Source organism: Caballeronia sp. SL1002 (assembly GCF_057814995.1).
On record NZ_JBYMUW010000006.1, the window covers coordinates 124723 to 135004 of the forward strand.

Genomic DNA, 10282 nt, shown 5'->3' on the forward strand with positions numbered 1-10282 from the left:
GATCGCTTTTACGGACTTTACAGTAGGGAATGGTTTAGCTTGTTCCGTTCTCTATGGGTGTCCGCGTCTTTTTCAGGGCAATCACGATTGGGCATCGTTATGAAGTTGCTCCTCGTAGAAAGGTCTCCGCTTCCCGATACTGTCGACCCAATTCCACGGTGGCATAGATCGACGTGGTATCGAGCGAGTCATGTCCCGCAAAGTTTCGTGCGCTTTCTAAGCTCATCCCATGTGCCAGAGCATGGGAAACGAAGGTGTGCCGCAGCCAGTGAGGGCTGACCTCCGTAAAAGCCCGTGCGTGAGGTGAGTCCTCTCGCAGTGCCGCGGCGCTCGCCGTCGCAAAAAATCGTTTCACGGCCCGATACAGCAGTTCGTGATGGATTGGCTTCGCCGTGCGCGCGAGGACGGCATGCGCCTTTTGCACGTCGGTGCGGCTTTCTTCGGCTTCGCGACGAATCCGGCTAATGTCCTGATTGTTCGGTAAGGCGGGAATCAACGCGGTGCCGACCGGGCATGCGAGGGGATCGCGAGGGAGGCCGCGCGCTTCGAGATAGTCGCCAAGCGCCGTTATAACGGCGGGCACGAGCGGCACGAACCGCTCCTTCGAACCCTTGCCCACCACGCGTAACAGGTGAATCGAACCCAGCTCGGCCCCGGCGTAGCGCAAGCTGATGTCGTCGGTGAAGGCGCCGCACAGTTCTGAACGGCGCAGACCTGTGCTATACGCCAAAGCGAGCACAAATCGGATGCGGGCGGCGGCCGCCGTATCAGGCAGCGTGCTCAACACGCGCATGGCAAACATCCATGCTTCCTTCGAGAGACTCCGCTCCATCTGAATGCGCGATTTTGCTGCAACGCGCCGCTCGTTGCCCGCATCGTCATGCTGATGGCCGAGAAACACCTTAATTTTCGCGAACGCGTTGTGGTCGAGGTACTGCGAATTGACCAGATCGCCGAAAAATTTCTTTAATGCCGCGAGCGAATCCTGCCGGCTCTTGATCGACAAGGGGCCGCGAAACGGCCGCCACGATGGGTCGCTTCGCGGCACTGGCTTTTCCTTCACCCACTGCGCGGCCGGTTGCGGGTCGACGAGAAAGCGGTTCACGTACTCGCGCGCATCGTTGGTGTCGAGGCTCGACAGGGGCTTGCCCTTTGCAAAAATCGCCCACAGCAGCAGCCGCTCAGCCTCTGTTCGGTATTTTTCGCGCGTGTTTGGGTTTTCATAATCGGCCAGCCAAAACTCTATCGCCTCGCGGTCGTTGTTTGCGCCGCTATTGTTCTTGAGCTGGTTGCGGTTGAGCCCTTGAGAGCCATCAAATGCTGACGGAATCAGAAAATACTCCAACGGCACGATGCCGGTCGCGGGCTCGCGGTTCACCTGCGGTACAGGGAGGTTTCGGTCGGAGGGCGGGATCAGCGAGGACGCAGATATTCTCAGCCCATCAACGTCCCGGTAATGCTCCAGCCAGGTCGCGATCCGCCGCGCGCCGATCTCCCCGAGGCGGGGCACGTCTCGATACCAGCGATAGCCGATCGCGTTGATGGTCTCGACCAATTTGCCGATCGTGGCAATTCCCACATCCGCGAGGCGCAGCGCCACCGAGGTGTCGAACCAGCCGAGGACGTGGTGGTCGGGTTTCGGATCTTCCACGACCAGTCGCGCGAGCACATCGAGCGCCGCCATTTGGCGAATTCGCAACCGCGCGTTGCGTTGTTGCCGGCGTAAGGTCGCGCGGCTGGCGACGTCGGACCCTGCGCCGGACCCCGCGTGGTGCGCGGAAAACAGTTCGAGCAGATCCTTCTCTGTATAGAAGCCGTCGGGGTCGTGTTCGGCCGCAAAGTCGTCCAACGACGGGGAATTGGCGCCCGCGGGCGTGGCAAGCGCGGCCGGGCGGATCGCAAGGAGCCGTGCGATGGCGAAATCCTGCCGTTTTCGGGCCGCCGCCACGAACGCGGTCGTCAGCCAGCTGAGCGTCGCGGTGGCTTTTCGAGCGTCACGGCCAAATTCCAGGTATTGCTCGCCCAAATCCGCTAGCTCCAGACCTTCGAAATAACCGCGGAAAAACGCCAGATGTTGCAGGCCGATGCGGCGCTCGTTGGCCTGGTCGCGCTGCCGTTGCCGCGCTTTCGCGCGTGCGGCCGATGCCCGGGCCCGGGCGACCGCCGTCTTTTCGGTGGCTGCTGTGAATACCGCCGCGTCTGACGCCGCCGGGGTTTCGCGAAACTCAACATCCTCGAAGTCGCCGTAGATATTCATGCAATTTTTTATGATGAAAATCGTATCGTTCGTTACGTTTCGGGCCCACCAAGATCTCAGCACGGCCCGACGCGCAGCAAAGACAGAACCATCTAAGTCGTCGAATACAAACCGCAACCCCATATTCCGCGGGCTTTGGGCGAGATGTAGATTCGAGAGTACCCGTTCGGACATTAAAAGTGAAGGGTATGATAGTTAGAGCTATCATACCCTTCATTTGCGGACACTGGCCCTAATTTAGGTGATTTCCTTGGCTGGTCGCGCTCAAAGCTCTGCAATAGGAGAGGGCACGATGGTGTCCGTGCGCACACCGCGTAGTCGGGCGGGTGATCTAAACTCAGCGCCCGCAGTCCTGCGGCGAAGGGTGAAAGGAGGCCGCGAGGCGGCTGACGTTTTCTCGCCGTCTGTGCGGACTGGGTGGCCACCGCAGGGCGAAGGGGATTGGTCGCTCCGCCTCAATCAACGGGATGCAATGCCTGCCGTCTGCACCGACGGCGTCGAGATGCACACTAATAGGTATACGTCAGTCATCGTGTCGGATAGAACTAGTCAATTGTGCGCGGGCCGGCCCGTCGCCTCCCGAGAGAAGGCAATCGGCAGTGACGTCGTTTCTTCTAGCTGGCCCTAATCAAGGCGATTTTCTAATCAAGAGGGCGCTTCGGTGCGTTATGTTCGCCGCGGCTCGGTTTTCAAACTTAGAATCGTCCACGCGAGAACTTCGAGCCCGGCAAGCAAAGCCTCTTGCTATCGGCACCACGTGCCGGCGTGCAAAGCGCCGACCCGGTGCAGGGTTTCTCTCCCGAACCTCCTCACCATCTTTGCGAACCTGTAGTGGTCAACCCCTTTTGGACACCCACAAAGGGGATTTTTCAATAAATCGAAGCCTCATAACGCACCGGCGGCGAGTCGTTTGCCGCCGAATGGATGCGTCGATAGTTGTAAAAGTCAGCCACATAACTCGCAATATCACGTCGCGCTTGCTCGTGACCGCCATAGTCCTGTTCACCGATCCATTCGCTCTTCAGGCTTCTAAAGAACCGCTCAACCACCGCATTGTCCCAGCAGTTTCCCTTTCGGCTCATGCTCTGCGTGATCCCGTTTGCCTTCAGATCACTCACGAAGCGTTCGCTGGTGTACTGGCAGCCCTGGTCTGAGTGGAACATCAGCCCGGGGCCTGGGCGCCGGCTGCTGCGTGCCTGCTGCAGCGCCTGAATCACCAGCTCCGTGTCGGCCTGCGCGGCGAACGCCCAGCCCACGATGCGGCGCGAATGCAGATCCATCACGACCGCCAGATACGACCAACCCGCCCGTGTCCTCACATAGGTAATGTCACCAGCCCAGACCCGGTTGAGCGCACCCGGGTTGAACTTGCGATCCAGCAAGTTGGGCGCCACCAGCGCTACACCCGTGGCCGGGCGATAGCGATGCGTGCGCCGTCGCGCCACCGACACTTGCGCCTCGCGCATCAGAGAGCGGGCCCGATAGCGTCCGATCGCGTGGCCTTGCTGCTGCAGCGCCCGCGCCATCCGGCGACTGCCGTAACTGCTGCGGCTCTCGCTGTGGATCTGGCGCACGGCCCGAAGCAGCGCGGACGATGCAGCCGGCTTGCCAATCCGGCCAGCGAACGCGTAGTAGCTGCTGCGTGGCACCTTCAGCAATTTGCACATCAGACTGACCGGCCAGGCCTTCTTCAGCGAACCGATCACTTTGAGGAGCGATCCATTTCCTTGACGAAGAAGGCCGTGGACTTTTTTAATATGTCGCGCTCCCGCTCAAGCTCGGCCACCCGCGTCTGAAGCTCCTGGATACGAAGCTGATCGGCCTTGACCTGCAACTCGGTGCGCGGCGGCTCGGACTGTTCGGCTCGCCACTGCGCCACCCACCGCCGCAACGCTGTGTCGCCCACGCCCAGCGCCTCGCAGGCCTTCGCGAACGAATAGCCCTGCGCCACCACCAGTTGCACCGCTTCTGCCTTGAATTCGTTCGTGATATTCCGTCTGCTCATTTCTCACCTCAGTTGGAGAATTATCCCCTTTAGAGGTGTCCAGTGGCATTGGACCACTACAACCGACACAGGCGGACTTTCGACGCGTTTTGCCGGACTTTCTGCACCACGTGTGCTCTTAAACTTTCCATCAGCAAACGCTGCCATATCCGATGCAGACGCAGCAGCGCGGTCGCTCCCCAACCGACGCTTCGGCGGGTTCGCCGAAGCCGCTTCCGACGCGCAGCCGAACGCCCGATCGGTGACACGATTTACGTCTCAGGTTTCCCGCCGTTCGATCCGCAGATTGGCGAAGTACTGGACGCGCCGATCGAGCAGTGAACAACTGAAGCTATGCGTGGAGACGGCGGGATCGTCGCTCGACCAGGTTCTGAAATGCAACTTCTATTGCACCTCGGTAGCGATGTTCCCGGTCGTCAACGAGATCTATGCGAGATGTTTCGGGCCGCAGCCGCCGGCACGGATTTTCGTGAACGTGCCGGCGTGGCCTGGACATTTCGACATTGAAATTGATTGCGTCAAAGCGGTATAGGCGCTTGTGGAGGGCCGCACGTCGGTTGCCGGAAGCAAAGCCGACGCTGCCTGCCCGCGTGACAGCGTGGGCTCACTGGTGAAGAAGGCCGAACTCTGCCCGACGACGGTCCGCTGCCGGACCCAAAGCCGCCAGTCGAAACAATGCAGGGGTTATGGCACTCACAGCAGTCAGTCGATCTGCGAACCGAACTGCCCGGAGCCGGACAGCGAAGGACTCGCGTGGCCGCAGCACGCTGGGCGCCTGCGTCGGATTCTGCAACCATGTAAATTGAACGTAGGTCAATATTTGCACGGCGCGGTCGCTATCAGAGCAGGTTTCAAGCAGCGATGTGAAGTAGATCTAATAGCTGAACCTAACCACGCGCGAAAGGAGCGTTTCGCCGGTCAACCGTCGGAGCGGTCAGCGATGGGCCTGAATACCTAGTGCAATAAGAAGAATCTAGTCGGGACGTTGGGCCTCGACGACGCAGTCCGCCCCGGGAAAGACAACGCAATTTCGGCGACTCAGCCCCATCGCTACCGTAGATCGCGACAGCGCGCAAATGGCGTCGCCTCTTTATGACACACGATTGCGCGAAACTCGTACTTCGCAAATTCCGCGGCGGGACGGTTGGAGCCTTTCGAAGTATTCCATAATGCACTTGCTGTATCCGTTAGCGGGCAAAATTAAGCTCAGCCTATCTTGGCCGACACGAACGAACATTTGACTCCGCTGCTTGAAACCTGAACGATAATTATTGAGTCGTGCGGTATAACGGTCTCTTTCTTCGCCCGACATTTCTCGCGTTCACCGGTCGCAAGGAACTTTGGCACGCGTTCGCCACGTCGCGTCAACTCAGCCTCTCACCGAGTTCAAACTAAACAGATGATCATCGTCCATAACCATCGTCCTCCTGCACGTCTTATTCTAATTCTTGCGCTTTTCGTGGGGATGGTGATAGCTGGTCTTTTCACCAAAGTCGTACAGGCAGAGCCGCTCAAGATGGTTCCCATCGTCGTCCCCGTGCAAACCTGCGCAACGCTTGCCGAGACAAAACTTGTAACTGCCGCCCATGCGCGGGTGAAGTTGACAACTCGCACACGATCGACCGAGAAGGGCGACTTTTGTGAAGTGAGCGGTACGATCGCACCCGATATCGGCTTCAAACTCGAGTTGCCGATCACGAAGTGGACACAACGGTATCTTCAGGCGGGATGCGGAGGCTTGTGCGGAAGCGTCGACGCCAGCATCGGCAATGCCGGCGGCTGCGCCATCGCGGTGGACGGTCAATTCGCCGTGGCTGCGACCGATATGGGTCACACCGGCCGGATGGGAAGTCCGGACGAGGGGGCGTTCGCTGTGGACTCTCAGAAGCGGATCGATTTCGCGTATCGAGCCAACCATCTCACCGCACTTGTGTCCAAAGCGTTGATTCATGCGTTTTACGGCGTCATGCCTCGCTATGCGTATTTTTCCGGATGCTCCGACGGCGGTCGCGAAGCACTGATGGAGGCGCAACGTTACCCTGATGACTTCGACGGAATTTCGGCAGGCGCACCTGCGATGCTGTTCCAGATCCAAAATTCGTTCTTTCACGCGTGGACTGTCGCGGCAAACCTGGATGCAGATGGTCACGCGATCCTCCTCGCGCCGAAGCTGCATGTTATTCACGACGCAGTAATCGCGCATTGCGATCAACTCGACGGCATTAAAGACAACCTGCTCAGCGATCCTCGGGCCTGTCATGTGCAGGCAAGCTGGAGCGCTTGCAAAGCGAACACGAGCGATACGTCCGAATGCCTGACCCCAGCGGAATGGTCAGTGGTCGAAAAAATCTACTCCGGACCGGTCGATACACTCGGCCATCGTTTCCTTCCCAACGGATTGGAGCCGGGCTCAGAGCTGATGTGGACGGCGTTTGTTCCTGAGAAACAGGGTGATCGGACCATGTCGCCGATGTTGTTCAAAAGCATGGTGTCGGTCGTGAACCGCGCTGCGGTGTCCGGCGCCGCGGATCCGGCATCGTTTCCCTTTACCACGGCTCAATTCGCAAAGATGCTTGAACTGCACTCTCTGAACGATGCCACAGACCCCAATCTCAGCGCGTTCGCCGGACACGGAGGCAAGCTCATTATGTGGCACGGCTGGGCTGACTTTTCCATCGCGCCTATGATCTCGGTTGCGTACTACCGCGCCGTCCAAGCACGGATGGGAAGAGCTGCGACAGACAACTTCTTGCGGCTTTTCATGATTCCAGGCATGGGGCATTGCGGCGGCGGCGAAGGCTTCCAACAGCTTGATACCTTGAGTCCTCTGATCGCGTGGGTCGAAAGTGGCGCGCAACCGGTCAGTTTGAGTGCGGATCATATTGCCGAGAGCGTGGGCCCACAGGGGGGAAGCAGCGGTCGGAGCACCAGCATAGGCCGATTTGAGGAAAGCCTACCGACGGCAGCGCCGAGCCAGCCAGCGCTCGCGAGTCGGCCGATCTATCCGTTTCCGTTGATCGCGCACTTCGTCGGTCATGGCGACTCGAACGTGTCTTCAAGTTACGAGCCAGCGCCAGGACTGATCGAAGAGACTGCGACGGTCGACTGGTACGGAGCATCAACGTTTCAGTCAGGCTTCCAGCGACGGTATGACGTTCGAAAAGGGAAGCTTGTGCCTCTGGATCCGTGAGCAAGCGGCATTCGATTGCGTGCGTAACAAAGGTAACATCGCGACGGTTTCGCACCAGACCTGCCAAGTTTTATCCCAATTCTGCGCCAAATTCTCAGTGAATAGTTCGGCAACGTTCAATTGCCGAACCTCTACATTCGAATCTACGGCGTTGAGTTGAGCAGGCTTCAACGCCATGTTGACCTTGCGCACCGCGTGCCGTCCATGTCGTGGCAGCGCCGTTCCTCACCGGCTAGACTCGCATTGATTCGATGCGGTGTCCGATTCGCCAACGCTTGCTGAGCGAAGACGTTGCGAGTGTTGCTGCGACTAAATAATCCGCCAAATGTTGAATTATTTTCTCGACGAGCCTCGAACGTGCTTGAATCATTTTCGTGTCCGACATGATTATTGAGAATGAAATCAGACGATTCGCTTTGTGTCGGCAAGCGCGGCGTATTCGTTGCGCAGCCGAATGTTATCTCGATCGATAAACGGCCATAGTGGATCGAAGGCACTCGCACATCCATTCTACGGCTGGACTTGGCTTGGTGTCTTTTCTCCTCAAGATTCCCACGGGAATTCGCGGAAGCGGCGTCCGAAGTTTAATCTCGCAAATCCCTTTAGAAAGACCTTTTGATTCGAAAATCACCCGCGGACTCGGCGCCACGCACCCGCATTCTTCGACGAGACCCAGTGTGGCGACGGTTGACGAACACTCGACGTACGTTGATGGAGGGATACCAGAGGTCGCTATCGAAGTCCGGCGCACTATCTCACTCACTCCGAATCGGGTCGGGTCTAGGACCCAACATGCATCTTGAAGGTCCGCTAGTTCAACAGTTCGTCCCTGATACTTATCGGCGCACCCCAAGACGCCAACATCGAGATCCGCGACCTGCTCGAACAGAAGGTCGCTGGCCACGCACTCCGGCAGGATGGTCGTAAGCGCTACGTCAAGTGATCCATCGCGCAATTTGGGAAAGATCTGTGAGAGATATACGTCTTGCACCTTCACAAGAGCGTCGGGGAACCTATTTCTAAATCTCGAATAAAACTGCGGCAGGTGCCGCATCATGATCGCAGGTCCAGCCGCAGCGGAGACATGGGCCTGCAACGCACCACGCGAACGAGCGACATGCTCTCGTGCGCTTTCGATCTCTGCCAGTATCGACTTGGCTCTCTCCACCAGGTCCAGGCCGATCGGTGTCAGCTTCGCGCCTTGCGCAACCCGGTATAAAAGCGTGACTTTCAGATCCGACTCGAGCTCTTGTATCGCCTTCGTCAGGGCGGTTTGCGAGAGTGCCATATGCCGTGCGCCCGCGCGAACGCTCCCGCTTTCAGCGACAGCAACGAGTGCTTTCAATTGATGCTGCTTCATGGGCGTCGCATCGAGGAACAGAAGCAAATTCTAGTGAAAACCGTTGGGGTTCGCATGAAAACCATTGGTTTTCACGATGAAAAACTATCAGTACCTGTTCGCCTAAGGCGATAGATAAAATCTTCCGCTATAAAGACCAAGGAGACACGATGGAAACCAATATCAAAGCGGCGCTATCAGGATTGCAACTTGAAGAGGATTTCTCCCGACGAACGTATTCAGGAGTAAAACGGCGGGTACTTACATTTCTCTTCATCTGCTACACATTCGCGTTTCTTGACCGAGTGAACATCGGCTTCGCGAAGCTCCAAATGCAAACCGACCTGAACTTCACCGAGGCTATTTACGGTCTTGGTGCGGGTTTGTTTTTTGTCACCTATTTTCTAACTGAAATCCCGAGCAATATTGCTCTTAAGCGATTTGGTGCGCGACGCTGGATCGCTCGGATTATGGTGACGTGGGGTCTCCTCTCCGCTTTGACGGCATTCGTCACTACGCCGACGGAATTCTATGCCATCCGATTGCTTCTTGGCATAGCCGAGGCTGGGTTTTTCCCAGGTGTCATGCTTTATCTGACTTATTGGTTTCCCGCCAAAGAGCGCGGACGAGCAATTAGCCTCTTTATAATCGCAATCCCGTTTTCAAGTCTCATCGGTGCCCCCTTTTCGGGATGGATTCTGCATGCCTTTGGCGATTCGCAGCAGCTCAGGGCGTGGCAATGGCTGTTCTTGATCGAGGGCATTCCCTCTGTGATTCTCGGGGTAATTTGCTGGTTTTATCTCGACGACTCGATCGACTCCGCGAAGTGGCTAACTGCCGAGCAAAAGAAACTGCTCAAGGACAATCTTGACGGCGAAAACGTGCTGGCCGGGGCGCACAACTTTTTCGCGGCAGCTCGCATGCGTCAGGTCTGGCTGATGACGCTAACGAATTTCACACTGCTTGCAGGCATTGTCGTCATGCTATGGCTACCGTCTTTATACAAAAGTGCGGGACTTGTCGATCCCATGACGGTGGGATGGTTCAGCGCGATACCCTATGGCATCTCAATCATTACGATCCTCCTAGTGGCATGGCACTCCGACAAAACGGGAGAGCGGCGCTGGCACACAGCGATCCCTGCGTTTATGGCCGGTGTCGGACTGATGCTCATGTCGCTTTCCTTGCACGACCCCTATAAGTTGTTGGGCTCTTCGGTTGTCATGGTGTGCGGATTCACAACGCTGAACGCATTGTTCTGGAATCTGCCAACCACTTTCCTTACCGGAAACGCTGCGGTCGTCGGAATCGCTTTCATCAACGCACTTGGGCAGGTCGCCGGATTCGCCGCACCCTCTATTTTCGGCTGGGCCTATGGCGCCACCGGCTCGCCAGTAGTGGGTCTCGTCGCATTAGGGATCCTCTTCTGGTTAGGCGGATTCGCACCGATTCTAATCTCGAAACGCGACGTTAATCGATAAAGGTGAATTC

General features: G+C 57.5%; 6 protein-coding genes. 3 read left to right on the plus strand and 3 right to left on the minus strand.

Features of this window, described 5'->3' with window-relative positions:
• Nucleotides 1-97 precede the first annotated feature (97 nt).
• Together AC3D25_RS30755 and AC3D25_RS30760 are read right to left on the minus strand one after the other, a co-directional pair.
• A complete protein-coding gene (locus AC3D25_RS30755; protein ID WP_488892303.1) occupies nt 98-2257 on the minus strand; it encodes a site-specific integrase in 2160 nt (719 codons plus the stop codon).
• An 869-nt stretch (nt 2258-3126) separates the two neighbouring features.
• Nucleotides 3127-4262, minus strand: a protein-coding gene (locus AC3D25_RS30760) for an IS3 family transposase (protein ID WP_488892304.1) whose coding sequence is annotated in 2 segments (ribosomal slippage) — nt 3127-4004 and nt 4004-4262 — 1137 coding nt in all. Because the reading frame shifts where the segments join, the coding sequence is not laid out codon by codon here.
• A gap of 337 nt (nt 4263-4599) precedes the next feature.
• On the opposite strand from AC3D25_RS30760, the gene AC3D25_RS30765 reads away from it, so the two are divergent.
• Together AC3D25_RS30765 and AC3D25_RS30770 are read left to right on the plus strand one after the other, a co-directional pair.
• Nucleotides 4600-4794, plus strand: a complete 195-nt coding sequence (locus AC3D25_RS30765) for a RidA family protein (protein WP_488892313.1) — start codon at nt 4600-4602, stop codon at nt 4792-4794.
• An 867-nt stretch (nt 4795-5661) separates the two neighbouring features.
• The gene (locus AC3D25_RS30770) at nt 5662-7452 is read left to right on the plus strand and encodes a tannase/feruloyl esterase family alpha/beta hydrolase (RefSeq protein ID WP_488892305.1); all 1791 of its coding nucleotides are present in this window, start codon (nt 5662-5664) and stop codon (nt 7450-7452) included.
• Between the two features lie 457 nt (nt 7453-7909).
• Here AC3D25_RS30770 and AC3D25_RS30775 read toward each other — a convergent pair whose 3' ends face one another.
• The gene (locus AC3D25_RS30775; RefSeq protein WP_488892306.1) at nt 7910-8812 is read right to left on the minus strand and encodes a LysR family transcriptional regulator; all 903 of its coding nucleotides are present in this window, start codon (nt 8810-8812) and stop codon (nt 7910-7912) included.
• A gap of 149 nt (nt 8813-8961) precedes the next feature.
• Between AC3D25_RS30775 and AC3D25_RS30780 the strand changes: the two genes are divergently transcribed.
• Nucleotides 8962-10272, plus strand: a complete 1311-nt coding sequence (locus tag AC3D25_RS30780; protein WP_488892307.1) for an MFS transporter — start codon at nt 8962-8964, stop codon at nt 10270-10272.
• Nucleotides 10273-10282: the final 10 nt, after the last annotated feature.